Below are 25,291 nucleotides of genomic sequence, written 5' to 3'. Positions count from 1 at the left end.
CGCGGCTTCCAGGTCCCTCCCTCGATGATCAGTCGAGAACTATCGCTCCTGACGGAGCGATAGTCGAGATACAAGGAGCTGCCGCAGGCTGCGATTTTTTGATCTACGGGCGATACAGGTGAGCATGCCCGGCGCGATACAGCGACGATTCGCTGAATTGGTCACTGCCCAATACCCGACCGACGAGAATCAGCGCCGTACGCCGAAATCCCTTGGCCTGAACTTTGTCGGCGATGTCCGTCAGCGTCCCTGTCACCCAATCCTGATCCGGCCAACTGGCCCGATGAACCACCGCAATCGGACAGTCCGCGCCGTAATGTGGCAACAGTTCAGCGACGATTTTCTCCAGGTGATTGACCCCCAGGTGAATCGCCATGGTCGCGCCATGCTGCGCCAGGCTGCTGAATTCTTCGCCTGGCGGCATCGCGGTTTTGTCGGCGTAACGGGTCAGGATGACGCTTTGCGAGATGTCCGGCAGCGTCAGCTCGGCGCCCAACAGCGCTGCGCAGGCAGCCGTAGCGGTGACGCCGGGGATGATTTCGAACGGGATGTTCAGCTCTCGCAGGTAACGAATCTGCTCGCCGATCGCTCCATACAGGCTCGGATCGCCGGAATGCACCCGCGCTACATCCTGGCCTTTGTCGTGGGCGACTTTGATCAGTTCGATGATCTGTTCCAGATGCAATTCGGCGCTGTTGACCACCTGTTCCGCCTGATGGCCTTCGAGTACGGCTTCAGGCACCAGCGAGCCGGCGTAAATGATCAGCGGGCAACTGCGAATCAGCCGTTGGCCCTTGACGGTAATCAGTTCCGGGTCGCCGGGACCTGCGCCAATGAAGTAGACGGTCATGGCCGGCTCCTGTGAAAAATTGTCAAAGCAAGACTTCAGATGAAGATTGCTCATGATCGAAGGCGGGGATTATCGAGGATTTTACGCAGCGCCGGCCAATGCAAACGTCGCCTGGGCATATTTTTGTCGCGGGATCAGCAATTTTGCCGGCGCCTGGGCCAGTTGTTCGGCGAGGGCCAGTGCAGCGCTTTCGGCGACGCCGTAGCAGCCGGTGCGCTCGAAAGCGATTTGCGAGAGGTGGCTGAGTTGCGGTTGATAGCCGGCCAGTTGCTCACTGCTGAAATACATCAACGGCAGCGCCAGTTGCTTGGCCAACTCGTTCAGGCCGGGCTCATCACGCTTCAGGTCGATACTGGCCAGAGCCTTGATCGCCTGCAATTCGATGTGATGAGCCTGTAACGCCTGGTCGAGCAACGCGCGCAGCGTGCTGGCCGGGCAGCCGCGCTGGCAGCCCAGGCCGACCACCAGGGTTGGTGCTGCGCTGGTGCTGGTCATGCGTGGTATTGACCTTCGCTTTTGCGGCGGAACAACCAGGCACTGATCAGGCCCAGGGCCAGCCAGAACGCGACGTTGGTCAGCTGCGAAGCGATCTTGAATTGCGCTTCCAGGGCCTCCGGGGCCAGCATCGAATGCACTTCAGGCTGTGGCGCGCCGATGATATGCGGCACGGCCAGAATGGCGACGCCGAGCACCTTCAGCAGCCAGTGCCGGGAGAACACGATCAGGGCAATACCGACGGCGGTGGACGCTGCGGTGCTGATCCACCAGATCTGCCGTTGTGCCAGGTCTGCGGCGGCAGTGCCCGGCAACTCAGGCGGCAAGCCCAGGGTCGGTGCCAGGACGAAGGTTGCATAACCGGCCAACCCCCAGAGCAGGCCCTGAGAGGTGCGGGTCGGTGCGCGCAAGGTGTAGAGACCGGCGAGCATCAGCGCAAAGCCGACGGCGACCACCAGATTACCGCCGGTAGTCGACAGCACGCGCTGCCAGCCGTCTTCCGGCTCCCAAGCTTCTGCATCATGGGTGTGGCCTGCCATTGCGCCTTCGGCATGTTCATGGACTTCAGCCGCTGGAGCTTTTTCGTAGGTTTCCGCCTGAAGAATCAGTGGTGCGACCCAGAAGCTTTGCAGCAAGGTCAGCAGCAGGGCGGCCAGCAAGCCAGTGAAACCTGCGGTTTGCGCAATACGCTTGATCATGTCAGCAGGTCTCAATGGCACGGGAAGGCGGAGCTGTGACGGGTATCGTGGGCGGCGTTGTGCACCGCGTCGATGTGCGAGAAACCGGCGAAATACACAAGGCAAGCGCCCAGAATCGATGCGCCGATAGCGGCAACAAGGCGTTGGCTCAGGGTGGACGTGGTGCTGGCGGTGGTATGGCGAGTGCTGCTGATGATCGACATGGCGCTTCCCTCTGGTCAGTCAGTGGGTGAATCGAGCGCATGAAAACCCCGCGAGCCGGCACGCAGAGGCTAAAACAGCGCCCGCCCACCGCGGGTTTGTTATTGATGTGTTGCGGGCCGGTCTCCGGGCTCACGAGGGGCTGGCATTCGCCGAACCTGCAAGAATCGCCTTCCCATGTCGTGCTGACACAGTGGATCTGATCCTTCGCTCGCTTACCGTTGCGGGGGCAGCACCGGACTGACATGGCTTTTGAGTAAAGCACATGATTCACCGGTTTCCCGTTTCACCCTGTGAAGGGCACCCGTAACAAGGCGTGTAGGAGAGCATGGGCGAGGGCGGGGCGTCAATTGGCAGGCGTTCTCAACTCGAGATCGGGGCGCCTCTATCGCGAGCAAGCTCGCTCCCACAGTTGACCGCATTCCAATGTGGGAGCGAGCTTGCTCGCGATGGCGTCATCACAGCCGCCACAGAACTCAGGTGAACATTGACCCGCCCCGATGCGATGCGTAGCCTTGCGCTTTCGAGGTTCTTTGGCGCGTGCGCCGAAGCTAAGAAGGGAACGCGGTCAATGCCGCGGCTGCCCCCGCAACTGTGAACGGTTCTGTTTCTGCCATGCCACTGCACGCTCTATCAAGAGGTGCGGGAAGGTGCAGAAATCGCCAGTCGAAAGACCGGTACGCCGTCAGCCAGGAGACCTGCCTCGACACAGATTCTCACTTTCAACCGGGCGGGGTGATCCGGTGGCGAACTCTTCAGGCATGCGCGTGCGCGTTGCCGGTTGTCGTCCCGTATGCCCGCCACCTTGCCAAAGGGCATCCGATGAAAACACTGGCCAAACTTCCCGTCACCATCGTTACCGGCTTCCTCGGTTCGGGCAAAACTACCTTGCTGCGACACATGCTCGATAACGCCCAGGGCCGGCGCATCGCGGTGATCGTCAACGAATTCGGCGAGCTGGGCATCGACGGCGAAATCCTCAAGCAATGTTCCATCGGTTGCACGGAAGAAGAAGCTAACGGCCGCGTTTATGAGCTGGCCAACGGCTGCCTGTGCTGCACCGTTCAGGAAGAGTTCTTCCCGGTCATGCGTGAGCTGGTCGCCCGTCGCGCTGACCTGGATCACATCCTCATCGAAACCTCTGGCCTGGCCCTGCCAAAACCGCTGGTCCAAGCCTTCCAGTGGCCGGAAATCCGCAGCGCCTGCACGGTCGATGCGGTGATCACCGTGGTCGACAGCCCGGCCGTGGCCGCTGGTACTTTCGCGGCGTTCCCGGATCAGGTCGACGCCCAGCGCAAACTTGACCCGAACCTGGACCACGAATCGCCGCTGCACGAGCTGTTCGCCGACCAACTGGCCAGCGCCGACCTGGTGATCCTCAACAAGGCCGACCTGATCAGCCCGGCGGATCTGGCCAAAGTGCGTCTGGAAGTCGCTGAAGAGCTGCCGCCAGCGGTGAAAATCATCGAAGCCAGCAGCGGTCGCCTGCCGCTGGACGTGTTGATCGGCTTGGGTGCCGGCTCTGAAGAACACATCGACAGCCGTCACAGTCACCACGACCATCACCACGATGGCGACGATCACGATCATGACGACCATGATCACGACGCCTTCGATTCGATTTCCATCGAACTGCCACAAGCCGACGAAAGCCTGTTGCTCGATGCCCTGACCCAATTGGTGGTCCAGCACGGCATCCTGCGGGTCAAGGGTTTTGCCGCGATCCCGAATAAGCCGATGCGCTTGCTGATCCAGGGCGTGGGTACGCGTTTCGACAAGCACTTCGACCGTCAATGGGCCGCAGACGAAGCGCGCAGCACACGTTTGGTGCTGATCGGCCAGCAACTGGACGCCGCCTTGCTCGAAGCGCAGTTGCGCGCTGCGCTCAGCGTTTAATCCATGCACCTGCTCAGGACCCAGCCCGGCGGTTTCGTCTCGGATGACAACATTGCCGACCTTGGCCAAACCCCTGCCGAGCTGGTGATTCTGTGCAGCGGCGACTCCAGTCTGGCGCTGCTCGCCGAAGCGGCGCAGCAGTTGCCCGAGGACTACCCGAGCCTGCGTCTGGCCAACCCGATGCAGGTGCAGAATCACGCCTCGGTCGACTTGTATGTCGACGAAGTGCTGCGCCACGCCAAGGTGATTCTGATTTCGCTGCACGGCGGGATCGCCTATTGGCGCTACGGCATCGAGCGCCTGGTGGAGCTCTCGCAACGCGGAGTGCAGCTGATTCTGGTGCCGGGCGATGACCGTCCCGACCCGGAACTCAGCGACCTGAGTACCGTGCCTGTCGAAGACCGCGAACGGCTTTGGCATTTCCTGCGTCAGGGCGGCATGGGCAATGCGATGGACTTGTATCGCTGCCTGGCCAGCCGTTGGCTTGGCCGCGATTACCCGTGGGCCGAACCACAGGTTCTGCCGCGTACCGCGATCTACCATCCGCACAAAAGCAACGCGACGCTGGGCGATTGGCAAGCCGACTGGCAGGTTGATCAGCCGGTGGCGGCGGTGCTGTTTTACCGTTCGCACTTGCAGGCGGCGAATACTGCCTTCATCGATGTTTTCTGCCAGCGCTTGCAGGCTGCGGGGCTGAATCCGCTGCCGATTGCGCTGGCCAGTTTGAAAGAGCCCGGCTGCCTGACGGTGGTCGAGGACTGGCTGGATGAGGTGCAGGCTTCGGTGATTCTGAACACCACCGGTTTCGCCCAATCGAGCCCCGAAGCACCCCACCTGCGGCCATTCCGACGCAATATTCCGGTGATCCAGGCGATCTGCGCCCAGGACAACGAACCGGGTTGGCGCGCCAGCGAGCAAGGGCTTGGCCCACGGGATCTGGCGATGCACATCGCCTTGCCGGAGCTCGATGGACGGATCATCAGCCGACCGATCAGCTTCAAGGACCTGGCCTGGCGCAGTGAGCGCAGTCAGTCCGACGTGGTCTGCTATCGACCGCAACCTGAACGCATGGACTTTGTCGCCGAACTGGCGCGGCGCTGGGTCGAGCTGGCGCGGGTGGCCAATGGCGAAAAACGCATTGCGCTGATCCTCGCCAACTACCCGACCCGCGACGGACGGATTGGCAACGGTGTTGGCCTCGACACGCCGGCAGCGGCGTTGAATATCCTGCGGGCGCTGCAGGCTGAAGGGTATCCGTTGCCTGCCGATTTACCGGAAAGCGGCACCGCGTTGATTCAGCAATTGCTCGGTGGGGTCAGCAATGACCTGGAGAGCATCGACCTGCGCCCGTGTCAGCAAAGCCTGGCGCTGGACGACTATTTCTCGATGTTCAACGCCTTGCCCGAAGCCAACCGCGCTGCGGTGCTGGAGCGTTGGGGAACGCCTGAAAACGACCCGATGTTCCGTGGCGGACGAATGATGGTTGCCGGGCTGCGGTTTGGCCTGACCTTTGTCGGCATTCAGCCGGCGCGCGGTTATCAGGTCGACCCGAGCGCGGTCTATCACGATCCGGATCTGGTACCGCCCCACGGCTATCTGGCGTTCTATTTCTGGTTGCGTAAAGCCTACGGCACCCATGCCGTGATTCACGTTGGCAAGCACGGCAACCTCGAGTGGTTGCCGGGTAAGGGCGTTGGCCTGTCCGAAAGCTGCTGGCCGGACGCGTTGCTCGGGCCGCTGCCAAATATTTATCCGTTCATCGTCAACGACCCGGGTGAGGGCGCGCAGGCCAAGCGGCGCACTCAGGCGGTGATCATCGACCACCTGATGCCACCGTTGACCCGTGCTGAAACCTACGGCCCATTGCGCAATCTGGAGTTGTTGGCCGACGAGTATTACGAAGCCCAGTTGCTCGACCCGCGGCGGGCTCGCGAGTTGCAACGCGACATCCTCAACCTGGTGCGTGAAACCCATATCGACCGCGAGTTGCAGCTCGACGAAAAACTCGACAGCGACGCGGACGCGGCGATCTGGTTGCCGCGTCTGGATACATATCTGTGTGATTTGAAGGAATTGCAGATCCGCGATGGCCTGCATATCTTCGGCGAGTCGCCGACCGGGCGGTTGCGCATTGACACCTTGCTGGCGTTGCTGCGGATTCCGCGTGGCGACGGGCGTGGGGCGCAATCGAGTCTGTTGCGGGCCTTGGCCAAGGCTTTCATGCTGGGCTTTGATCCGCTGGATTGTTCTTTGGCCGACCCGTGGGTCGGGCCAAGACCGGCGGAGCTGCAATCGCTTAGCGATGAGGCCTGGCGTACGGCGGGCGATACCCGTGAACGTCTGGAATTGTTCGCCACTCAACTGATCTCGCAGACTGTGAATACCGAGGTCGAGCTACTGAACCCGTCTCAAGCCAAGCCCGGCCCCTGTGGGAGCGAGCCTGCTCGCGAAGCGGTTAATCATTCAACATTGATGTCGATTGACCCAGCGCTTTCGCGAGCAGGCTCGCTCCCACAGGAGGCAGGTTGGTCTGACGTGAAAGCAATCATCGACAACCTGTGTGAAGTGGTGGCGCCGAGACTGGACGCCTGCGGTCCGGCGGAAATGCGCGGTTTACTCGACGCCCTCAGCGGTCGCTTCGTCCCGGCCGGGCCGAGCGGGGCGCCGAGTCGCGGACGCCTTGATGTACTGCCCACCGGGCGCAATTTCTACTCGGTGGACGTGCGCAACCTGCCGACCACTACCGCCTGGCGCATTGGTTTTCAGTCGGCGAACCTGATTCTTGAACGGCACCTTCAGGACCACGGCGATCATTTGCGTCAGTTGGGCCTGTCGGTCTGGGGCACCGCGACTATGCGCACCGGTGGCGACGACATCGCCCAAGCCATGGCGCTGATGGGCGTGCGTCCGGTCTGGGCCACGGGCAGTCAACGGGTCGACGACTTCGAAATTCTGCCGCTGAGTCTGCTCGACCGGCCACGAGTGGACGTGACGTTGCGTGTCTCGGGGTTTTTCCGCGATGCCTTCGCCAACCTGATTCGACTGTTCGACGCGGCCGTGCAAGCGGTTGCCGCACTGGATGAGCCCGACGATATGAACCCGTTGGCGGCCAAGGTTCGTGCTGAGCGTGAGGCGCTGATCCATTCCGGACTGGATGAGGACGCCGCAGCACGACAGGCCGGCTGGCGAATTTTCGGCGCCAAACCCGGTGCTTATGGCGCGGGTGTGCAGGGCGCTATCGATGGTCGTCTGTGGCAGAGCCGCGAGGATCTGGCCGAGGTCTACCTGAATTGGGGCGGCTACGCTTACGGCGGTTCCGATGAAGGCACGGCGGCTCGCGAACAGTTCGCCCAGCGCTTGAGCCAGGTTCAGGCGGTGTTGCAAAACCAGGACAATCGCGAGCACGACTTGCTCGATTCCAACGACTACTACCAGTTCCAGGGCGGCATGCTTGCCGCCGTCGAAAGCCTCAGTGGCGAAGCGGCTGCGAGCTACCATGGCGACCACAGTCAGCCAGACTTGCCGAAGATCCGTACGCTCAAGGAAGAGCTGAACCGGGTGATCCGTTCCCGTGCGGCCAACCCGAAGTGGATCGACGGGGTCAAGAGGCACGGCTACAAAGGCGCTTTTGAACTGGCGGCCACCGTCGATAACCTGTTCGCCTTCGACGCCACTACACAACTGATCGACGACCATCAGTATGCCTTGCTGGCTGACGCGTATTTGCTTGACCCGTCGACCCGCGAGTTCGTCCAGCAGCATAATCCGCACGCCTTGCGCGACATGACCGAACGCATGCTCGAAGCGCAGCAGCGCGGGATGTGGCAGGAGCCGGGTGAGTATCGGCAGGCGCTGGAGAATTTGCTGCTGGATATAGAAGAAGACGGGTAGGCCAGATGCTGCTCGCTGATCTCATTGCGAGGACTGCGTCCTCGATCGCGGGCAAGCCTTGCTCCTACAGGCAGTGATATCCGTAGGAGCAAGGCTTGCCCGCGATGACGTACTGACAAACACCACCGACCGCAAACGAGACATTCGACATGACCGATACCCCGCATTTCCCGCTTTCTGCCGTGGTCGGCGCTGATGCCTTGAAACTGGCGCTGTGCTTGACGGCCATCGACCCGAAAATCGGCGGCGTGCTGATCGAAGGCCCGCGGGGCATGGCCAAGTCCACGTTGGCCCGTGGTCTGGCGGACTTGCTCGCCAGCGGGCAGTTCGTCACCTTGCCCCTTGGCGCGACTGAAGAGCGGCTGGTCGGCACCCTCGACCTGGACGCTGCGCTGGGCGAAGGTCGTGCACAGTTTTCTCCCGGAGTGTTGGCCAAGGCCGACGGCGGCGTGTTGTATGTCGATGAAGTGAATCTGCTGCCCGATCATCTGGTGGATTTGCTGCTCGATGTCGCTGCCAGCGGCACCAACCTGATCGAGCGCGACGGCATTTCCCATCGGCATTCGGCGCGCTTTGTGTTGATTGGCACCATGAACCCGGAAGAGGGTGAACTGCGTCCACAACTGTTGGACCGTTTCGGTCTGAACGTCGCCCTCAGTGGTCACACTGCTCCCGTTGAGCGCGGTCAGATCATCCGTCGCCGGCTGGATTTCGACAGCGATCCCCAAGGTTTCTGCGCCCAATGGGAAGCTCGGCAGCAGCAATTACGCGAGCGCTGCCAACACGCCCGTGCGGCACTGGCGAACATTCCTCTGGACGATCAGGCGCTGGGGCAGATCACCGAGCGTTGCTTTGCCGCCGGGGTCGACGGCTTGCGCGCTGACCTGGTCTGGCTGCGTGCCGCTCGCGCCCATGCGGCGTGGCGTGGGGCAGAGGCGATCAACGAGGAGGATATCGACGCGGTCGCCGAGTTTGCCCTGCGTCATCGTCGTCGCGACACGCCGCCGTCTGCGCCGAACCAGAATCCCGCGCCAGACTCCTCCGCGGCTCAACAACCGAACCCCGGCGAAGGCCAGGGCCAATGGGGTGAAATGCCCGCTCGGGCTTTGCCCACCGGCGCCCGTCGTGAAGTGCCGAGCTGGCCAAAAAAGCCTTAGGCATTCGCCCTCGATCTGACGCGGGGGCGAATGCCAAACCCCGTGCAGGACGCCTGAAAAACGGCAGGCAGGGCCAGCGTCGAGCCACCCAAAGTGGCTCGATCAATTGGCCCGGCACGCTACTCAACGGCCGCCCGCGTCAGCGCGAAGATCTACTGTTTCACCTGCGCAGTCGTTCGCCCCATGAATTGTGGCTGGTGATCGTCGATGCGTCGGCCTCGACCCGTCGTCATCAGGCGCTGAGCGATGCCAAAGGCTTGCTGGCGCAATTGTTTGATGACGCCTATCGCCAGCGCGCGCGGCTGGCACTGCTGACGGCCAGCGGTGTCGCGCCGAAGTGGCAGGTGCAAGGGCTGAAAGCCTCGGCCAGCCTGCGCGACTGGCTCGACGCGTTAGGCGCGGGCGGTGGCACGCCGCTGTTTGCCGCGCTGGATGAAGCGGCGCGTTGGCTGACGTCGCGGCAAAAGCGTTTTCCGGCAGAGCAACAACGCGTGTTGCTGTTGACCGATGGCCGCCTCAAAAACGCGCCAGCGCTGGTCGCGCTCAATTGCCCGGCGTTGCTGGTGGACATCGAGCGCGGGCCGATTCGATTGGGTCGGGCGAAAGCCCTGGCGCACGAGTTGAACGCAGATTATCGGCATATCGACACGCTTTAATCGGTCAAATAGCCAACAGCACCTATGCTGTGGATTCAGCCCACCACAGGAGTGAACCATGCGTGTTCTAGCCACTAACAGTCAGGACGATTTCCGCGTCAAAGCCTATGCCGGCACCAACGGGGTGCTGCTGGCCATGGACCTGGCCGAACCACGCCGCAAAGGCCTGCTCGGTTTTGCCATCGAAAAACAGCAGGGCAGTGGGCCTTGGGAGTTTCTGTTCAACAGCCTGACCTTCCCGGGCAAGGCGCACACCTTTCCCCAGTACAGCGCGACGCCGAGTGATAGCGCGCCGTTGCAGAAGTTTCGTTGGGCCGATTACGCGGTCAATCCGGGCGTGACGATCAACTACCGAGTGCATCTGGCCTATGGCACCCCGGATGCGCCGCAATTGGGCGAGGCCTTGGCGGTGACGGTCACCACCGACAATGGCTTGCCGGCAGGCCAACATGTCATTTTCAATCGTGCGGTGGCGGCCAGTCAGGCCTTCTCCCGCAAGTTCCCCGAGCTCGATGCACAGCTGAGTGCCAACAAAAACCTGTCCCTCGACGACTGGCCCGCCGCACCACGGCTATGGCTGGAGAACGGCTTGCTGGAGGAGATCACCGGTTTCATCGAGCGCGCCGTGGACGGTCAGTGGGCGCTGGACATTGCGATTTACGAGTATCAGTTGCCGACCATTGTCGACGCGGTCAACGCGGCGTTCGGGCGGGGTGCCAAGGTTCGGGTGCTGTATCACGCCAAGCCGGGTGACACCGATACCACCATGAATGAAGAGAGCCTGGCGAAGCTTCCCGCCGAGAACAAACGAGGCCGGGTGACCCACGCCATCTTCCACGACAAGTTCATCGTACTGAGCAAGGTCGATGGTGCAGGGGAATATCGGCCTCAATCGGTGCTGTGCGGCAGTACCAATTTCACCGACAACGGTGTCTACCGCCAGGCCAACGTGGTGCATGTGCTGGACAATACTGTGGTGGGCACCCGCTACCTGCAAGTGTTCGAGCAGATCTGGGCCGCACCGACCGATGTGGGGGCCACACGCAGCTGGTTGACCAAGAACAACCCGATGGACCCATCACAGCCGTTGTTTGTGGGTTTTTCACCGCGTACCGGCCAGGCCGATTTGCAGCAATTTGTCGAGATCATCAATGCGGCGAAGAAGGACGTTTTGTTTGTCACCGCTTTCGCGCTGCCGGATGAAATCCTCAATGCCTTGCTCGGCCAGCCCCACGACGATGTACTGCGCTATGGCCTGCAAAACACGGCCAGCCGCATCACCGGTTTTCACGCCGACCGCACGGCCGATTTCGCCGCCACTGCGCTGCTTAACACCGGTATCGAGGGTTGGCTCAAGGAAAGCATGAAAGGCCAGAAGGGCGATCTGCTGGTGCACCTCAAAGCCATCGTCGTCGACTTCACCACCGACGCGCCGATCATCATCAGCGGCAGTCACAACCTGAGCATCAACGCTAGCGAGAGCAACGACGAAAACTTCCTGATCATTCGCGGCGATGTCGACCTGGCCGACCGTTACGGGCTGGAATTGCTGCGCTTCTACGAGCATTACCGATTCCGCTATGCCGCGAAACAAGAGAACCTCAAGCAGGTTCCGCCACTGGCGGTGGATGACAGCTGGACCAACGACTATTACCTGGACGGCGATCTGCGAATGCTTTCGCGGTTGCGTTTTTCCGGGAGATAAGTAACGCCCGACTCCGCGTGGCCTTGAACGTCATGCCGCCGGTCTGCTTTCACAGGGGCTGGGCGGCACTTGATCTACCGTTGCCTGTTGAGGAGTGCGCTCCTCATCCACGCGGTTTTTCAGGGAGATCTACCATGGCACATGTACGGCGTGATGTATGGAATCTAGGTTCTGGCTGGAGTGATGCGTTGTTGTGGTACGCACGCGGTGTCGGAGTCCTGCAGCAAAGGCCAATCACTGATCACACCAGTTGGCGATTTCTGGCGGCCATTCACGGTATCGATGTCCCGCTTTGGCAAGACGCCGGTTATCTGCGACGGGGCGACAAACTGCCGTCGCAGGAAGATCAGGATCTCTACTGGAATCAATGCCAACACCAATCCTGGTATTTCTTGCCTTGGCACCGTGGTTACGTAGCTTCATTCGAACAGATTGTCCGGACGGCGATTGTCGGTCTGGGCGGGCCAAAGGACTGGTCACTGCCTTACTGGAACTACAACGACAACCGGCAGACGCTGAAAATGCCTGCCTGTTTTGCCGCTGCCTCGCTGCCCAATGGCGAGCAGAATCCGCTGTATGTGCAACGTCGGTTCGGCCCCAATGGCGACGGGGTGATTGTCCTTGACGAAGCGCGGATCGATCTTCGTCCAGCCCTCAAGGAGCATCACTTTGCCGGTTCCTCTTCGGGTGGTACGCCAGGTTTTGGCGGCCCTGAGTCGATATTCGCACACTATGGCGATGTGAACGGTCTGCTTGAGCAGCAACCGCACAACTATGTACACGTTGCCGTTGGTGGCCGGGCCCGGGGCAATCCGAACCTGAGAGGGTTGATGATCAACCCCAACACGGCTGCTCTGGACCCGATTTTCTGGCTGCACCATGCCAATATCGACCGGCTTTGGGATGTCTGGCTCAAGCGCGATCCGAACGACCAAAACCCGGTGTCGGCCGCATGGGTCGCCGGCCCGCCAACCGGAGGTCGAGGTTTCTCCGTGCCGACGACCAATGGTGGTCGCTGGTCGTTCCGCGTCGGCGATATGCTGGATACCCGGGCACCTAAACTCGATTATGTTTATGAGGACACCTCCGATCCTTTGCACGGTACTCGTGCGTTCCAGCAGCGGCTTGAAACACTCGGCGTAGCGCCTCAGGTCCCCGGAGCCGTAGCCGCGAAGGAGAAAACATTGAGCAAACCTGTGACTGCCGAGTTGATCGGCGCCAACGACCAGGCCATTGATCTGAACAGCACGACTGTCGAGACGCCGGTACTTCTGGACAGGGCAGCGTCGGCCAAGGTTTTTGGCAATCTGAAGACCAGGGCGTTCAGCGCGACGGCCACGCCAGCCGATCTCGATCGGGTGTTTCTGAACCTGGAGAACATTCGCGGCGATAACGATGCGGCCACGTATGACGTGTACATCAGCCTGCCGGTCGAGGGTCAACCGTCCGCCCATCCTGACGTGCGTGCAGGCTCGATCTCGCTGTTCGGGGTGAGTAACGCCAGCAGGACGGATAACCAGCACGGCGGCAAGGGGTTGAGCCATGTGCTGGAAATCACCGATATCTTCGACAAGCTCAGCGCCAGCGGTGCGCCGGACCTGACGAAGTTGACGGTGCGGTTCGTGGCGGCCACCGAGATTCTGCCAGGCGACAACATCAGCGTGGGCAGAGTGAGCGTCTATCGGCAAGGTCGCTGAACATGGCGCAGTACCTGGTGTTTGCATTGACCCGAGGCCCCCGGCCATGGCTGATCCTGATCAGCCTGGCCGGGTGGGGGCTGTTGCTCGGTGCGGCACAAATGCTGTCTATCCCGGCGTTCTGCGGGACATTGCCTGTGCTGGACTATGCCGCCAGTTGGCAGGGGATTGAGCAGGCGTTGCTGTTCAATCCTCCTCGCCAGCTGTTGTCTTCGTGGTGGCTGATGTTGTTGGCGATGATGCCGTTGCTGCTGGTTCACCCTCTGGATTATTTGTGGCGGCGCAGCCTGTTGCGCAAGCGCTGGCAGGCCGTGGCGTTGTTCGTCATCGGTTTTTCGGCTGTCTGGACCCTGACCGGTGTGCTGCTGATGGCGCTGACGGTGGGGGCACGGGTGGTGCTCGGGTTTTACCCGATGGACACATTGATCGTCGCGCTGGGTGTGTGCCTGATCTGGCAGGCCTCACCGTTCAAGCAAGCGTGCCTGAACCACTGCCATTATCAGCCGCGGATTTCGGCGTTCGGCCTCGACTTTCTCAAGGACTGCCTGAAATACGGCATGGTCAGCGCACGTTGGTGCGTCGGGTCGTGCTGGGCGCTGATGTTGTTGCCGATGCTGGCAGAGCAGGGGCAAGTGCCGCTGATGCTGTTGAGCATGGGCTGGATGCTGTGGGAACGGTTTAAAAGTCCTCGCCCTGTTCGTTGGCATTGGCCGTTTCAACTGCGCCTCTTTCGCTGAAAACCACCCTCGTAGGAGCTGCCGAAGGCTGCGATCTGTTGATCTTGAAAGTCAAAAAGATCGCAGCCTGCGGCAGCTCCTACGAGGGTTGTGTAAGCCATCAGTTTTTCGGGGCCGGGCTGACGGTCGCATTGCGCCAGGCGGTTTGCAGTTGCTCGTTCAGTAGTGTCGGTACGGTTTTGCCTGGCTGTTTCTCCAGGCTGACTTTCAGGCCATTGAGTGAGCGACCACTGAGGCGATTGCTCGCCAGGTCTTCACGGAATACCCGCTCGGCTTGTGCGTATTGCCCCTGAGCCAGCAACGCATAGCCCAACGACTCGCGTAGCGTGTAATACCAGTCCGGCGGCTCGTTGTAGTTGAGCGCGTCCTGGATTTGCACGGCCTTGCGCCAGGCCGCAATGATCTGTGCATTGCGGTCACCCTCGAGGGCCTGGAGATCGGCGTTCAACTCCTGTTTCTGATCCTTGCCGAACACCTCTGTGCCGGCGTCCCTGAGTGCCGCCATATCGAGTGTTCCATGGCTGCTGCCCTGAGCTTTGTTGAGCAGGATCAGGTTGGCAATGCGGAACAGCTCCACGGCTTTGTTGCTGCCATATCTCAAGTCCGGATTCGCGCTCAAGGCTGCGTTGACAGCCTGCCAATAACCTTTGAGGGCATCACGAGCAGCGCTGCCGTCGAGGCCGTCGGCGGTCAGTTTTTGGTAGGCGCTGGCGTATGCCGCCATGACCTGAGTGTAAGGTGCGGTCAAAGTACCGAATTTGTTTGCCGCAGTGCAGGTCTGGTTGATGGTTTGCAAGCCGGCGTTGATCTTCGGTTCGATCCGCTTCAGGGCGTCCCAGTCTTCGAAGCGTACGGCGAAGTAATAGGGCACGGCGTAGAAGTAGTCGGACTTGGTGGCGATCTCTTGGGGGTACTGCTTACAGAGGAAATCCAGTGCGGCGTAGCGGGTGGTGTTTTCCACCAACTCTTCGGCCATGTTCAGCGCTTCGTTCTGGCGCCCTTCGATGGATAACGTCCAGGTCAGGAAGTGAATGTTATGTCCCAGGTAGTGCAGCGGGTACGGGCTCTGCGGGTCGATCTGATGGGTGTAGGCGCGGTCGACCGACACTGCCGTGTAGTTGGCGACGCTGGCCAGGGCATTGTTGCCGGTGCGCTGGTAAATATGTGAAGCCATGTGCACCAGGTGACCGATGGCCGGGTTCTGATCGCGAAAGCGGTCGGCCATGGGCAGGCCGCTGGCGGGGAAGGGCGACTCTTCAATGGCATGGATATAGAAGTGGTTGGCGCCGGTGTGCAGTTTGTCCTGCACCAGTACCCGGTTGAGCACTTGTAATGCCTCATAGGCGGCGGAGGTAGGTTTGACTTTATCGGACACCGCTTCATCGCCCTCCCACCATTTCCAGGGGCTGAGGTTGAGCAGGGCGTCGGCATACAGCGTGGCTGCGTCGAGGTCGTCGAAGTGGTTTTCCGACAGGGATTTCATCGCCTCGGCGTAACGCCGTTTGCCTTCGTCGAGCAGGCTGAGCTTGCCGTCCTTCTCGCTGTAGAGGGTCAGGAACGCCTTGGCGTAATCGACCTCGCGCTGCAATTGCCGTTCGCTGAAGCGCTCTTTGGCGGCGGGGTCCTTGAGGCGAGCCATGGCGTTGTCCAGGGCTATTTGTGCCGAGCGGTAGGCCAGTTGATCACAGCCAGTGGTGGCGTCGCTGTTGATGTTGGAGTTGGCCGACAGCGCGATGCCCCAATAGGGCATCGCCGCGCCTTCATCGAAGCGGCTGGCCTGGTAGAACGCCCGAATCGCCTCGGAAAAGTTGAAGCCATATTGCAAGGCGATGCCCTGGCTGTAGAAGGCTTCGACTTGCTCGGCGTCCTTGAGGCTTACCAATGGATAGCGTGTGCCGCCGAGCCCTGAGAGCAGTTGACCTTTGTCGGTGTCCTGCTGGCTGACGCACTGATGCAGCACCTCCAGATACGGTGTGTCGGGTGATGCCGGAGCAAAGCTTTTCAGGCTCTCGGTCGCGCCGTGGCCCAAGGTGTGGGCCTGGGCAACAGGAAGTCCGGCCAGCAGCAGATTGCCAATCAGGGTGGCGCGCAGAAGGCAGGGTACGTCCATGAGTCAGTTGCTCCTTGAGACCTCATCCGTCTGCGACGAAGTATTGTTGAACTTCGCTGAAATTCCAGTTTGCCATCACGCTGTTCCAGTGCAGCCATCCGGCTACTTGCTCATCGCTGTCCGGTACTGGCGTGTGCGTTTGGCGATGTACAACTGGTCGAGGATCAACGCCCAGAGCGCCGATACCGCAGGTTTTGGCCGGTGACCGCGGCTCAGGCGCTGGATCTGGAAGCGTACGACGGCCATGTTGGCCAGTGCCGCCAAGGGTTTGCGCTTCCAGGTGATCGGCGGCAATTGTGGGTGACTGTCGTGCCCCTCGCGCCACAGCTTGACCAGCAACGGCTCAATCGCCAGCGCGGTGCCGATACCGGCCATGGCGATGCCGCTGGCCAGCACCTGTTCGACAACGGGCAAGCGCCGAATGCCACCGGTGACCATCACCAGCATCTTCGCCCGGCTCGCCAGTTCACCGGCCATGTCGAGGAAGTAGGCCTCGCGCGCCAGAGTCCGACCGTCGCGGGCTTCGCCTTGCATCGCCGGGGCTTCGTAGCTGCCACCAGACAATTCCAGCAGATCGATGGCGAGCGGGTTGAGCATGTCGATGACCTGCCGCGCATCGTCGGCATCGAAGCCGCCGCGTTGGAAGTCGGCGGAATTGAGTTTCACCGCGACGCAGAAATCCGGCGTGACCGCTGCACGAACCGCATTCACGACTTCTATTAGCAAACGTGCGCGATTTTCCAACGAACCGCCCCAGCGGTCGGTCCGTCGGTTAGTCAATGGCGACAGGAACTGACTGATCAAGTAGCCATGCGCCGCGTGAATTTCTACACCGGTAAACCCGGCTTTTTGTGCCAGAGCGGCGCTGGTGGCGAAGCGTTGGATGACGTCCTGGATGTCGTCTTCGCTCATTGGCTTGGGTTGGGCGAACATTTTCGAGAACTGTCCCATCTCCAGAGCCACGGCAGACGGCGCCCAGGCTTGTTGCCCGAGATTGGCCATGGTCTGGCGCCCGGGATGATTGAGCTGCACCCAGAACTGCGCACCCTTGGCCCGACCAATGGCAGCCCACTGACGAAAACGTTCAAGATGCCGTTCATCCTCCAGCACTACGCCGCCGGGACCGGTCATGGCCCGGCGGTCGATCATTACGTTGCCGGTCAACAGCAGGCCGGCCTCGCCATCGGCCCAGGCCCGATAGAGCTGCATCAAGGCCTGGGAGGGTGCTTGTTCGGTGTCGGCGAGGTTTTCTTCCATCGCCGCTTTAGCGATGCGATTGCCGATCGTCTGGCCGTTGGGCAGATTCAACGCGTGAAAGGGCGACATACTTGACTCCTCATTAGTGGAGAGATGAGGCTAAGCTTAAAGTTAACTTTAATGTCAAGCGCGGAAATGAGGTTCTGATGAAGATTGGTGAATTGGCGCAATTGAGCGGATTGACGGCTTCGCGCATCCGGTTTTACGAGAGTCAGGGGCTGATCGGCCAGGTTCAGCGCTTGGCCAACGGATATCGGCGCTATCCGGCGCAGGTGCTGCAAACCCTGGAAATCATCCAGTGCGCACAGCAGGCCGGGTTCAGCCTGGAGGAGCTAAAACAGTTGCTCACCAGCCCGAAGCAGGGTGAGCTCAGGCACGACGAATTGGTGCTGAGTCTTGAGCGCAAGGTCGGGCAGATCGAAGAGATGCAACAGCACCTGGCTCAGAGCAAGGCGAAGTTGCTGGGCATGATCGAGACCATCAAGGCACGGCCTGAGGGGATGGCGTGTTCGGAGAATGCCGAGCGGGTGCTGGCGACGTTCAAGCACGCCTGAGCTTCAATGACTTTGTACATCACCGACTTTGTTCTTATGTTGGTTGTTCAGAATTACCTGTCCCCACGGCCGGTAGCGCAAGGCAAACACGGCTGTCGGATGGCAGCCGCTGGAGGTGGCGTCCGGGGTTGCCGGCTCGGCGCGGAACGGCTGGCCTTCGGCGCTGATCTGACGGAACGCTTCACGCACGATACCGACCGAGCAGGGCAGCGCGCTGGCGTAACTGTTGCGTACCACGAGTGGCAAGCGTCCCGTGCCGGCGCCGTCCTGCCACCAGACCTGAATCCCGCTGCGGGTCAGTTCACCCAGCCAGTTCGCATTGACCTGCGGTGCCAGCTTGCCGGTACTGAACGCGCTGATGTGCAGCGGCGCATCGAGTTGGCGGGCGAAGTCCTGGAGTTGCCGTTGCAGTTGCTCGCGCCTGTCGACCGCCATGAAGTGCGCGTCATCCAGCTCCAGCGGCAAGTACCAGCCACTGATAGGCAGCTTCCAGTCCTTGCGCAGTTTTTGCTGTCGGGCCAGTGATTGCCCAAGCTGCGCTTGCCAGTAGGACGCCAGCCCGGCGCTGTCGAGCTGATCGATACGCTGGTAATACGCCGGGTCCATGGACAGCCCGAGCACTAGTTTCAGCCCCTGCGCCTGCGCTTCACGCAGACTATTGGCGAGCCAGCCGTTGGCTTCGCCAAAGACCGAATCACCGTACGCCGTCCACTGCACGATGACGGTGGTGGCGCCTTGTTTGGCGCTGGCCTGCCAGACCTGTCGCCATTGCGCCTGACTCAGGCTGGCATCGACATTCAATGGCTGATAGAAAATCCGCTCATCAGCGCGGACCTGTTGACTGCCAAGCAACAGCAGGCAGAGAAGAAGCATTAATCGGTTCATCAGAAGTTCAACTCCACGCCCAGCAACACGCCATTGCCACCTTCATACAAATTGCCGCCCAGCGATTGCTGATATTCGGTGCGCACGGTCAAGTGTGCGCGGTAGGCGTTGTAGATGTCGTCGTCGAACCACCATTGCCAACGCAGGCCGAGACCGGTGCGCAGGTCCTGGCGCCAGTCGTTGCTCGGGTCCTGGCTGGCGAACTCGAGGAAGCCGTAAGGCATGAGGGTTTGCGCGCTGTTGAACGGCAGCTTCCAGGTGTGTCCTTGCTGGAAGCGCGACAACCATTGATGGTCGCCGGCCTTGGTCCACCAGGCCGCGTCGAGGTAAAGAAATCGTTCCTCCCAGTCGCTTTCATCGACCCGCCAGTCATTGCGGAACCGGCCTTGATCAAGGAACGAAGCGGTGGCGCGCAGCAAATAGTCGGTGTTGGTGTGGCCGTCTTTACGGTGGTCGTTGAGCTGGTCCCAGAGCTGATTCGGGTTGAGGAATTCACCCAGACTCAGGCCTTGCTTGTCCTGGTCGTCGAAAGTGTTCTGTTTGTAGATCTCGGCGTAGAAGTTGATGTTCGCCGTGCCCCAGGGTTTGTAGCGCAAGCCCAGGCCTGTGCCGACGGACTCTGCGTAACTGGAGCGACCAGCGCCGCCCAGCAACGCCCGGCCATAGACCGACAGCGTGCTGCCGGCGCGGCTTGGCTCATCGCCCAATGCATGGTCCCACATCGCCACCTGCACGTTTTGCGAGGCGGCGTGGCGAGCGGTGCCTTGGGTATTGTCGGGGCGCAGGATGTCGTTGGTCGAAACCCCGGCCGGCGACCAGGTGCTGGCGAGGGTTCGGCTGTCACGTCTGGACAGGGTTTCGTGGGCGCGACGCTGACGATAGCGGCGAGCTTGGAGGCTGCCGCTGTTGTCGTCACCGGCCACCGGGTTTTGCTCCAGATCGATGACCCGACGCAATTCCTTGCGCGCCGAGGCGCTGTCTTCGACTTCGTCGTAGCGCCAGGCCAGGGTCTCGCCGAGGCTATAGTCCTCAGGGAAGTTGCGGGTGGCGGTTTGCAGATAAGGAATCGCGCGAGCCCGTTCTTGCCGGGTTTCGGCCCCAGCCAGACGCATGCCGTAGTCGGCGCTGTAGCGCGGGTTTTTCGGGTCGCGACGGACCGCCTCGGCCAGCCACGCCGTGCTTTGCGACAGATCGCCAGCCTTTTGCGCGGTTACCGAGGCGGCATAGAAATGCCCGGCGTCAGGGGATTGCTGTAACGCCTGACGTTGACGCTCGAGTGCCAGTGCGTAGTTGCCCTGGGCTTGGGCGATCGCCGCGCCGAGGGCCCATTCGTTACTGCCACGGGTGCTGCTTTGCTGCCAATAGTGTTCGGCGACGTGGGTGTCACCAACAGTCAATGCGCTGCGGCTGGCGGTGAGGCGGGCATTCTCGGTGAGCGCGCTGTCCGGCACGCTGCGCCAGATGCGCAGAGCGCCTGCCGAGTCGCCGGAGGCTTCGAGGGCGTAGGCCAGCGGCAAGCGAGTGCCGCGATCGCCGAGTCTCTCCGCGGTCTGGTAATAGACCACCGCTTCACCCGGCCGGTCCGGCATGGCGCAGCGACCCAGGGCACGGAATTCGCCAGCTTCTTTGGGCTGCGCACCGATCGCCTGGCGTACCGCGTCGCACTGGCCGTTCTCTGCCAGTTGTCCGAGCAATTGGCCGCGCGTCGCGACGTCGACCCGGCTTAACAACGAGACCATACGTTGCTGTTGAGCGGGGGTTGAAGCCGACGGCGAACCATACAGCCCGGCCAGACGTTCCAACATGGCCGCCGGCAAGCGCCCGCCGTGGCGGTCAAAGGCCTCTTCCAGCAACTGCTGCGCGTGATCACGCTGGCCGTTGTTGAGCGCCAGGTAGGTGGCTTGATTGAGTGAGCCAAGGTTGCCGGTCTGTTGGTAATACCGTTCCCACAGCGTCGCCGCTTCACCGTTACGGCCTAGTGCCTGGAGCAGTTCGGCACGGCGTTTCACCACGTCGGCGGTTTGCGGTTGGCTGGCGAGCCAGGCCATGACTTTGTCGCTTTGTCCCTGTGCCTGCCAGACATCAAGCAAACGCTCGCGGCGTTTGCTGTCCCAGGGTTCGGGCAGGCGCTGGCTTTGCAGCAGTTCGGTGGCTTGCAGGCGTTGTGCGAGGACCAGCCAGGTCTGCGGATCATCGCTGGGCGAGCAACCACGCAACTGGGCGAGTGCAGCTTGCGGGTCGCGACGAGACAGCCACTCTGCAGTTTCCATACACGGGCGCTGCAACTCGCTGCTTAGACGTTGCACGGTCGACGTGTCGCCGGTTTGCCGCGCCAGTTCCCAGAGTTGTTGGCGCTGGGCCGGATCGGCAAGGTCGCCGGCCGGCAGTGATTGCATCCAGCGTTGCGCCTGTTGGATATGGCCCAAGGCAATCGCTCGATCGACCATCGCCAGACGCGCCTTGCGTGCCGCTTCCGGGGTCGGCGCCTGTTGCAACAGATCCTGCAAAGGCTTTTCTTCGAGGCGTTGCACATAGGCGTTGGCCAGTCGTTGCCAACCTTCGGCGTCGAGTTGTTTACGAGCCGCCAACGGCGCGAGTTGCTCGATGGTGCCGTTCCAGTCGCGCAGTTGCTCGGACCAGTTGGAGCGGGCCAGACGCAGGATGTTGTCGTCACCCTTTGGCGCCAGTTGCGCCAGCCAGTTGTAGGCTTTGAGCGCACCACCAAACTTGGCCAGGCTCAAGCTGTAGGCCTGCCATAGGCGCACACGCTGGTTGAGGGGGCTGGTGGCCATCCATTTTTCGACCTGTTCGGAGGTCGGTGGGTCCTGTTCGATCCAGGTCAGTCGCAGGTTGAGCAGGGCATCGCTGTTGTCCGGGTTGTCCGGTAACGCCTGCACGGCGTCCTTGTAGCGCCGTTGCTTGGCCAGGGCCTCGACCAACATCGCCCTGGCCTCATCGTTTTTCGGGACCTTGGCCAGCAAGTGGCGCATCAATCGTTCGACTTCAGCCCAGTTGCCTTTTTTCGCTTCGCGGTAGCTGCGGTCCATGTAGGGGAAACTGCGGAACTGCTCGAAATCGCTCAGTGGTGCCGCTTCTACCCAACTGGCGGCGCTCAGGCTCAGCAATAGGCTACCGAGCACCACGTGATGACGAATACCTGGTTTCATGCGACCTCCCGGGCAATACGGAAAGCCGCTTGTTGTTCAGCGGATTGCTCGGCCAGCGCCTGTTGCAGAATCTCTGGGGTGATCATGCCGCGTTCGATCAGGTGATCGCCCAGCGACATGCGCTCGGCGTCGAAGTCGATCAACGCCTGATTGAACAGCGTTGCCGGGACCATGCCGCGCACTTGCAGCAGGTTGCCGAGCAATACCTGGTGGTGGCCGACGCGTTCCAGCAGGGCTTCATCGTCCTGATGACACTCGAGCACTTGCAGCATGTGACGGACTTCCTCGTTTTGCAGCGGGCTTGGGTACCAGTAGCGGATGCCGAGCGTGACTCGGCCCTGCGGTGCCAGACGGCAGCGAACCGGGCGTTTCAATTGACGGCTGATGGCGCCCAGCGAAACCTGACTGACCGGACCTTCGGAGGCCAGCACCAGAGTTTTGCCTTCTTCGGCGACCGGCAACACGCCGTAGTGGGTTGCGACTTTGCGTGGCACGCGGTCGATCAGCTGTTTGTCGAGCTTGAACGGGTTGAGTGGTGCCCACTCCAGATCCAGCTGCTCGGCCAGGGTTTCGACCAGTTGAGTACTGTTGATGTGCTCGCGCAGCAGCAGTTCATGACCGAGGCGGCGGCGCACCGGGTTGGTAATCGCGGCTTCCAGTTGCTCTTCGGTCAGCAGGCCTTTCTCTACCAGTCGATGGCCCAGCGGTGTACGTTGGGCCTTGGCCAGGGCCGGGAACTCGTGGGTGGTCTTGTCCCAGGCCACGCGGCGCGAATCGCCCATTTCCATGACCTGTCGCAGGGCGCGCAGGTTGGCAAAGAAATTGACGAAGTTGCTCCACATCATCCGTGGCGCTGACAGCAGACCCTGACCCAGACCGTAGAAGCGGGTGACGAACCAGGCGCGCTGGAACAGACGGTTGAGCAGCATCAGGCCGTTGAGCCAGAGCAGTGTCGACAGCAATGGGCTTTCGGACAGAATGGAGGGGAAACGCCAGGCCTCGGGGGAGAGCAGTGTCACTAGCCACATGCTGAGCAACACCAGAAGCAACAGGTTGACCATAAAGCTCAGCAGGTAGGCGATCAGGCCCCGGCGGTCGCGCCAGAGGAAATAGTTCAGCGAGCCCTTGCTGCTCCAGCCCAGGTTCTTGGTGCCCTGGAAGACAATGCCGACAATCCAGCGCGACTTTTGCCGGATCGCGTGTTGCAGATCTCGCGGGAAATGTTCTCGGACACAGATGACCTGGGAGAACACGCGGTTCATACCCACGACCCACTTCTGTTCCAGTGCCAGTTTCGGGTCGGTGACCGAGTAGCGGGCGAAGATGCACTTCATGCCTTTTTGCTTGAGGCGGAAACCGATGTCGTAGTCTTCGGTCAGGCTCTGCACGTCGAAGGCGATGCCATCGCCGTCCTCCAGCAGGGCGCTGATTGCCTTGCGGCTGAAACAGGTGCCCACGCCGGCGCTTGGCACCTGGCCGGTCAGCGCCTCGCGCACGATTACGTCCTTGCCGTGGTTCTCGGCGAATTCATCGACATAGTGCCCGGCGGTGAAGCCGTTCCATTCCGGCGCGTAAGGGTAGACCGGGATCTGGATCAGGTCCTTGCTCGGCAGCAGGTAGTTGAAGAGGCGCAACTCCATCGGCGAAATCACGTCTTCGGCATCGTGCAGGATGAACCCGGCAAACTCGATTTTCGCTTCGCTTTCAAAGCGCAAAATCGCGTCGATGATGTTGTTCAGGCAGTCGGCTTTGCTGGTCGGGCCGGGGCGGGCGCAGACCACTTTGTGTACGTTGGGATAGTGCTGGCACACGGCATCGACGTCGGCCTGGGTCTCGGCGTCGTTGGGGTAGGTGCCGACAAAGATCTGGTAGTTCTCGTAGTCGAGGGTCGAGGCTGCGAGCCGTGCCATTTCACCGACCACGCCGACTTCGTTCCACGCCGGAACCATGATCGCCAGGGGCTTCTCGGGGATCTCATACAGCCGCTGTTCATCGGCACGCTTGAACTTTTCGTAGATCCGCCAGCGCCGGATCAGCTTGCGGCTCCAGTACATCAGGTCGATGAACAGGTCATCCAGACCCAGCACGAACATCAACAAGGCCAGGGTGATCGCAAGGTATTTCAGGCCAAACAGTACGTATGCCAAAAAGTCGACAAACGCCAGGCTCATACCGTGCTACCTGCCGAGTGCGCGCTCAACCAGGTGCATAGACGTTTGGCGATGCGTTCACTGGCGTGCCCATCGCCATAAGGGCTGTGGACGCGGCTCATACGTTTGTAGGTGGCCTCGTCATCGAGTAGCTGGCTGGCTTCTTTGACGATCTTCGCGGTGTCGGTGCCCACCAGCAGCACTGTGCCGCCTTCGAGCACCGATGGCCGCTCGGTCACTTTGCGCAACACCAGCAACGGTTTACCAATGGAGGGGGCTTCTTCCTGGATGCCACCGGAGTCGGTCAGGATGAAGTGTGCACGGCCCATCAGCCAGACGAAATGCTGATAGTTCTGAGGAGCGATTAGATAGATGTTCGGCTTGTCCGAAAGCACGCCATACACCGCGCTTTGCACCTGCGGATTCAGATGCACCGGATAAACGAACTGCACGTCCGGATAGCGCAGGGCCAGGTCCGCCAGGGCCAGGCAGATATTGCGGAAGCCTTTGCCGAAGTTTTCGCGACGATGGCCGGTGATCAGCACCATGCGCCGGCTGTCGTCGAGCACCGCCAGCGGTGAGTCGGCGGCGGGGTGCCATTGGATTTCCTGCTGATGGGTGCGCATCCACAACAGTGCATCGATCACCGTGTTACCGGTGATCTCGATGCTCTCCAGCGGTACACCTTCGCGCAGCAGGTTGTCCTGGGCGTTACGGGTCGGTGGAAAGTGCAGGTCGGCAATCACCCCGGTCAGACGTCGGTTGGCTTCTTCCGGCCACGGTGCGCGGAGGTTGCCGGTGCGCAGTCCTGCCTCGACGTGGCCGATCGGCAAATGGCGATAAAAGGCAGCGAGGGCGGCGATGAAGCTGGTGGTGGTATCGCCGTGTACCAGCACGATATCCGGGTGCAGGCGTTCGTAGCTTTTATCCAGGTTGATCAGCAGTTGCTGAGACAGGCCGTTGAGGGACTGGCCCCGGGTCATCACTTGCAAGTCTTCATCGACTGTCAACTCGAACAAGTCGAGCACCTGTTTGAGCATCTCCCGGTGCTGACCGGTGGAGCAGATGTTCAGTTCGACACCAGGCCACTGACGCAGAACCCGGGCCAATGGGGCCATCTTGATGGCCTCCGGCCGAGTACCGAAAACCATCATGACTTTGAACGACATTGACCCTCCCGAACCG

Annotated in this window: 18 protein-coding genes and 2 riboswitches; of the genes, 8 read left to right on the top strand and 10 right to left on the bottom strand. The window is 61.2% G+C overall.

Annotated features, from left to right (window positions below; translation table 11 throughout):
- Nucleotides 1-103: 103 nt before the first annotated feature.
- The 4 genes from cobM to ACIPIN_RS10535 form a co-directional block, all read right to left on the bottom strand.
- Nucleotides 104-850 (bottom strand): precorrin-4 C(11)-methyltransferase, encoded by a 747-nt coding sequence (gene cobM / locus ACIPIN_RS10550; protein WP_401118147.1) that lies wholly within the window; start codon nt 848-850, stop codon nt 104-106.
- A gap of 81 nt (nt 851-931) precedes the next feature.
- Nucleotides 932-1,345, bottom strand: coding sequence for a cobalamin biosynthesis protein (locus ACIPIN_RS10545; protein ID WP_401118145.1), 414 nt, complete (start codon nt 1,343-1,345; stop codon nt 932-934).
- Nucleotides 1,342-2,043, bottom strand: coding sequence for a CbtA family protein (locus ACIPIN_RS10540; protein WP_401118144.1), 702 nt, complete (start codon nt 2,041-2,043; stop codon nt 1,342-1,344). Before ACIPIN_RS10540 ends, ACIPIN_RS10545 begins: the two co-directional genes overlap by 4 nt.
- Before the next feature lie 11 nt (nt 2,044-2,054).
- Nucleotides 2,055-2,246, bottom strand: a complete 192-nt coding sequence (locus ACIPIN_RS10535) for a CbtB-domain containing protein (RefSeq protein WP_401118142.1) — start codon at nt 2,244-2,246, stop codon at nt 2,055-2,057.
- Nucleotides 2,247-2,343: 97 nt separating this feature from the next.
- Nucleotides 2,344-2,567: riboswitch (cobalamin riboswitch) on the bottom strand.
- 186 nt (nt 2,568-2,753) lie between these two features.
- A riboswitch (cobalamin riboswitch) is annotated at nt 2,754-2,965 on the top strand.
- A gap of 101 nt (nt 2,966-3,066) precedes the next feature.
- On the opposite strand from ACIPIN_RS10535, the gene cobW reads away from it, so the two are divergent.
- From cobW to ACIPIN_RS10500, 7 genes are all read left to right on the top strand, one after another.
- Nucleotides 3,067-4,140: a cobalamin biosynthesis protein CobW gene (cobW, locus tag ACIPIN_RS10530; protein WP_401118140.1), complete on the top strand. Its 1,074-nt coding sequence runs from the start codon at nt 3,067-3,069 to the stop codon at nt 4,138-4,140.
- A 3-nt stretch (nt 4,141-4,143) separates the two neighbouring features.
- Nucleotides 4,144-8,031, top strand: a complete 3,888-nt coding sequence (gene cobN / locus ACIPIN_RS10525; RefSeq protein WP_401118138.1) for a cobaltochelatase subunit CobN — start codon at nt 4,144-4,146, stop codon at nt 8,029-8,031.
- 149 nt (nt 8,032-8,180) lie between these two features.
- Nucleotides 8,181-9,188 (top strand): ATP-binding protein, encoded by a 1,008-nt coding sequence (locus ACIPIN_RS10520; protein WP_401118136.1) that lies wholly within the window; start codon nt 8,181-8,183, stop codon nt 9,186-9,188.
- A gap of 2 nt (nt 9,189-9,190) precedes the next feature.
- On the top strand, nt 9,191-9,844 hold the full coding sequence (locus ACIPIN_RS10515) for a VWA domain-containing protein (RefSeq protein ID WP_401118156.1): 654 nt from the start codon (nt 9,191-9,193) through the stop codon (nt 9,842-9,844).
- 58 nt (nt 9,845-9,902) lie between these two features.
- Complete coding sequence (locus tag ACIPIN_RS10510; RefSeq protein WP_401118133.1) at nt 9,903-11,549, top strand: phospholipase D-like domain-containing protein; 1,647 nt, start codon at nt 9,903-9,905, stop codon at nt 11,547-11,549.
- 134 nt (nt 11,550-11,683) lie between these two features.
- On the top strand, nt 11,684-13,246 hold the full coding sequence (locus ACIPIN_RS10505) for a tyrosinase family protein (RefSeq protein ID WP_401118130.1): 1,563 nt from the start codon (nt 11,684-11,686) through the stop codon (nt 13,244-13,246).
- A gap of 2 nt (nt 13,247-13,248) precedes the next feature.
- Nucleotides 13,249-13,983, top strand: a complete 735-nt coding sequence (locus ACIPIN_RS10500; RefSeq protein WP_401118128.1) for a DUF2182 domain-containing protein — start codon at nt 13,249-13,251, stop codon at nt 13,981-13,983.
- Between the two features lie 100 nt (nt 13,984-14,083).
- Here the strand turns inward: ACIPIN_RS10500 and ACIPIN_RS10495 are convergent, their stop codons facing one another.
- The gene (locus tag ACIPIN_RS10495; protein ID WP_401118126.1) at nt 14,084-16,093 is read right to left on the bottom strand and encodes a hypothetical protein; all 2,010 of its coding nucleotides are present in this window, start codon (nt 16,091-16,093) and stop codon (nt 14,084-14,086) included.
- 102 nt (nt 16,094-16,195) lie between these two features.
- On the bottom strand, nt 16,196-17,419 hold the full coding sequence (locus ACIPIN_RS10490; RefSeq protein WP_401118124.1) for an NADH:flavin oxidoreductase/NADH oxidase family protein: 1,224 nt from the start codon (nt 17,417-17,419) through the stop codon (nt 16,196-16,198).
- A gap of 77 nt (nt 17,420-17,496) precedes the next feature.
- On the opposite strand from ACIPIN_RS10490, the gene ACIPIN_RS10485 reads away from it, so the two are divergent.
- The gene (locus tag ACIPIN_RS10485) at nt 17,497-17,904 is read left to right on the top strand and encodes a MerR family transcriptional regulator (RefSeq protein WP_401118121.1); all 408 of its coding nucleotides are present in this window, start codon (nt 17,497-17,499) and stop codon (nt 17,902-17,904) included.
- Nucleotides 17,905-17,907: 3 nt separating this feature from the next.
- Here ACIPIN_RS10485 and ACIPIN_RS10480 read toward each other — a convergent pair whose 3' ends face one another.
- Genes ACIPIN_RS10480 through wecB form a run of 4 tightly spaced genes read right to left on the bottom strand, consistent with a single transcriptional unit; the run spans nt 17,908 to nt 25,275 of the window.
- Nucleotides 17,908-18,789 carry a DUF4434 family protein gene (locus ACIPIN_RS10480; protein ID WP_401118119.1) on the bottom strand — a complete coding sequence of 294 codons (882 nt, stop codon included), beginning with the start codon at nt 18,787-18,789 and terminating at the stop codon, nt 17,908-17,910.
- Nucleotides 18,789-21,956: a phage receptor gene (locus ACIPIN_RS10475; protein ID WP_401118117.1), complete on the bottom strand. Its 3,168-nt coding sequence runs from the start codon at nt 21,954-21,956 to the stop codon at nt 18,789-18,791. Before ACIPIN_RS10475 ends, ACIPIN_RS10480 begins: the two co-directional genes overlap by 1 nt.
- Entirely contained in the window at nt 21,953-24,127 is a 2,175-nt protein-coding gene (gene nrfB / locus ACIPIN_RS10470) for a cyclic di-3',5'-guanylate-activated glycosyltransferase NrfB (protein ID WP_401118114.1), read from the bottom strand. The genes ACIPIN_RS10475 and nrfB overlap by 4 nt, the downstream gene beginning before the upstream one ends.
- A complete protein-coding gene (gene wecB / locus ACIPIN_RS10465; RefSeq protein ID WP_401118112.1) occupies nt 24,124-25,275 on the bottom strand; it encodes a non-hydrolyzing UDP-N-acetylglucosamine 2-epimerase in 1,152 nt (383 codons plus the stop codon). Before wecB ends, nrfB begins: the two co-directional genes overlap by 4 nt.
- Between the last annotated feature and the right edge of the window lie 16 nt (nt 25,276-25,291).

It is taken from the genome of Pseudomonas sp. NPDC087697 (assembly GCF_044743155.1).
Taxonomy (GTDB): domain Bacteria; phylum Pseudomonadota; class Gammaproteobacteria; order Pseudomonadales; family Pseudomonadaceae; genus Aquipseudomonas.
The sequence above is the reverse complement of the archived record's forward strand: the minus strand, read 5'-3'. Positions and strand labels throughout refer to the sequence as shown.

Bases quoted from the DNA above. Each gene is read 5' to 3' on its own strand.
- cobM (WP_401118147.1), bottom strand. From the start codon at position 850: ATGACCGTCTACTTCATTGGCGCAGGTCCCGGCGACCCGGAACTGATT.
- ACIPIN_RS10545 (WP_401118145.1), bottom strand. From the start codon at position 1,345: ATGACCAGCACCAGCGCAGCACCAACCCTGGTGGTCGGCCTGGGCTGC.
- ACIPIN_RS10540 (WP_401118144.1), bottom strand. From the start codon at position 2,043: ATGATCAAGCGTATTGCGCAAACCGCAGGTTTCACTGGCTTGCTGGCC.
- ACIPIN_RS10535 (WP_401118142.1), bottom strand. From the start codon at position 2,246: ATGTCGATCATCAGCAGCACTCGCCATACCACCGCCAGCACCACGTCC.
- cobW (WP_401118140.1), top strand. From the start codon at position 3,067: ATGAAAACACTGGCCAAACTTCCCGTCACCATCGTTACCGGCTTCCTC.
- cobN (WP_401118138.1), top strand. From the start codon at position 4,144: ATGCACCTGCTCAGGACCCAGCCCGGCGGTTTCGTCTCGGATGACAAC.
- ACIPIN_RS10520 (WP_401118136.1), top strand. From the start codon at position 8,181: ATGACCGATACCCCGCATTTCCCGCTTTCTGCCGTGGTCGGCGCTGAT.
- ACIPIN_RS10510 (WP_401118133.1), top strand. From the start codon at position 9,903: ATGCGTGTTCTAGCCACTAACAGTCAGGACGATTTCCGCGTCAAAGCC.
- ACIPIN_RS10505 (WP_401118130.1), top strand. From the start codon at position 11,684: ATGGCACATGTACGGCGTGATGTATGGAATCTAGGTTCTGGCTGGAGT.
- ACIPIN_RS10500 (WP_401118128.1), top strand. From the start codon at position 13,249: ATGGCGCAGTACCTGGTGTTTGCATTGACCCGAGGCCCCCGGCCATGG.
- ACIPIN_RS10495 (WP_401118126.1), bottom strand. From the start codon at position 16,093: ATGGACGTACCCTGCCTTCTGCGCGCCACCCTGATTGGCAATCTGCTG.
- ACIPIN_RS10490 (WP_401118124.1), bottom strand. From the start codon at position 17,419: ATGTCGCCCTTTCACGCGTTGAATCTGCCCAACGGCCAGACGATCGGC.
- ACIPIN_RS10485 (WP_401118121.1), top strand. From the start codon at position 17,497: ATGAAGATTGGTGAATTGGCGCAATTGAGCGGATTGACGGCTTCGCGC.
- ACIPIN_RS10480 (WP_401118119.1), bottom strand. From the start codon at position 18,789: ATGAACCGATTAATGCTTCTTCTCTGCCTGCTGTTGCTTGGCAGTCAA.
- ACIPIN_RS10475 (WP_401118117.1), bottom strand. From the start codon at position 21,956: ATGAAACCAGGTATTCGTCATCACGTGGTGCTCGGTAGCCTATTGCTG.
- nrfB (WP_401118114.1), bottom strand. From the start codon at position 24,127: ATGAGCCTGGCGTTTGTCGACTTTTTGGCATACGTACTGTTTGGCCTG.
- wecB (WP_401118112.1), bottom strand. From the start codon at position 25,275: ATGTCGTTCAAAGTCATGATGGTTTTCGGTACTCGGCCGGAGGCCATC.